The organism is Streptomyces niveiscabiei (genome assembly GCF_001419795.1).
GTDB classification, from domain to species: domain Bacteria; phylum Actinomycetota; class Actinomycetes; order Streptomycetales; family Streptomycetaceae; genus Streptomyces; species Streptomyces niveiscabiei.
Genome location: NZ_LIRL01001370.1, coordinates 1 through 1,366 on the forward strand (window position 1 = coordinate 1; position 1,366 = coordinate 1,366).

Genomic DNA, 1,366 nt, shown 5'->3' on the forward strand with positions numbered 1-1,366 from the left:
TCGTACTCCACCCCCGTCAGCAACACCTGCAAACAGATCCCGTCCATCAACGCCACCACCCCCCGAGCCGTCACCTCATCGGTCCTGCGCGCCAGCAACTCCCCGGCGGTCTCCGCCCATTCACCCGCCACCACCTTCAACGCGGGCCGCCGCAAAGCCGCGAGATACAGCTCGTACTCCAACTCCACCCGCCCCAGATCCCCTCGCAGCCACTCCCCCAGCAACCGAGCGAGCCCACCCGCGAGATCACTCCCGGACTCCCACAACTCGACCTCGCCGGCGAGCATTTCACCGAACCGCTCGTTGGCCTGCCGAAGCGCGGCGACCATCAGCTCGTCCAGCGTGGCGAAGTGGTACGTCGTGGAGCCGAGCGGCACATCCGCCTCCGCGGCAACGCTCCGATGACTCAGCCCGTCCAGCCCCTTGGCCCGCACGACCCGCAGCGCCGCGTCAATGATCCGCTGCCGCCGATCGGGGTCGTACCGCCGCCCCATCAGTGCGCCCCGCCGAGGTTCAGCACCACAACTCCCGCCACGATCAACAGAATCCCGGCGATCTTCGCGACCCCCACCCCGTCCCCGAACAGCACGACGCCGATCACCGCGATGGTCGCCGTACCGACGCCCGCCCAGATCGCGTACGCCGTCCCGATGGACACGCTCCGCAGCGCCTGCGCGAGCAGCGCGAAGGAGACGACGTACCCGAGCCCGGTCAGCAGGGAGGGCCACAACTTGCTGAACCCGTCGCTGTACTTCATCGCGCTGGTGGCGACGACCTCGGCGAGGATCGCGCCGGCGAGCATCAGATATCCCATGCGTACGAGCGTACACATCGATGTGTACATCCGTACACATACACACTCGCGACGCCCGGTGATCCCGTCCTGTGAACGGCAGTTGAGAAAGCGTTATCGAACGCGATCGTCCAAACCAGTACTCCCCGGTCACACGGTCCACTAGTGTTTCACCGTTCACACACCGGGCCCCCGCATTCGCGGCCCCGCTCATGGGCGCCGCTGGAGGATCAGCGCATGCCATTCAAGAAGTCCCGGCCCTCTCAAGAGAATTCGTGGGAGAACGGCTGGGCCCCGGACACCTCGCGGGCCCCCGGCACCCGACGTCTCTGGCTGGCCGGCGCCCTCGCGCTGGCCACGGTGACGGCCTGCGTCACGGCGATCACCGTCATGGACCAGGAGTCGCGCAAATCCGACGAGGCGAAGCAGGCCGACACGAAGTCGGCCAAGGAGACCGGCCCCGGCCTGATCTCGTTCGCCACCCCGACCCCGACGCCGAGCATCTCGGCCTCCGGCGGCAAGGGCACGGACAAGGCGGAGCCCACGCCGTCGGGCTCCCCCTCCCCGTCCGCC

2 protein-coding genes and 1 pseudogene are annotated in these 1,366 nt (G+C 68.2%); 1 reads left to right on the plus strand and 2 read right to left on the minus strand.

Annotated features, from left to right (window positions below; all coding sequences use genetic code 11):
• Together AOK24_RS44150 and AOK24_RS44155 are read right to left on the minus strand one after the other, a co-directional pair.
• On the minus strand, positions 1 to 494 hold a 494-nt coding region (locus AOK24_RS44150), incomplete at its 3' end, for a TetR/AcrR family transcriptional regulator (RefSeq protein WP_055725435.1).
• Positions 494 to 814 carry a DMT family transporter gene (locus tag AOK24_RS44155; RefSeq protein ID WP_055725436.1) on the minus strand — a complete coding sequence of 107 codons (321 nt, stop codon included), beginning with the start codon at positions 812 to 814 and terminating at the stop codon, positions 494 to 496. The genes AOK24_RS44150 and AOK24_RS44155, both read right to left, overlap by 1 nt.
• 216 nt (positions 815 to 1,030) lie before the next feature.
• On the opposite strand from AOK24_RS44155, the pseudogene AOK24_RS44160 reads away from it, so the two are divergent.
• Positions 1,031 to 1,366, plus strand: a pseudogene (locus tag AOK24_RS44160) (AbfB domain-containing protein); the annotation flags it as partial.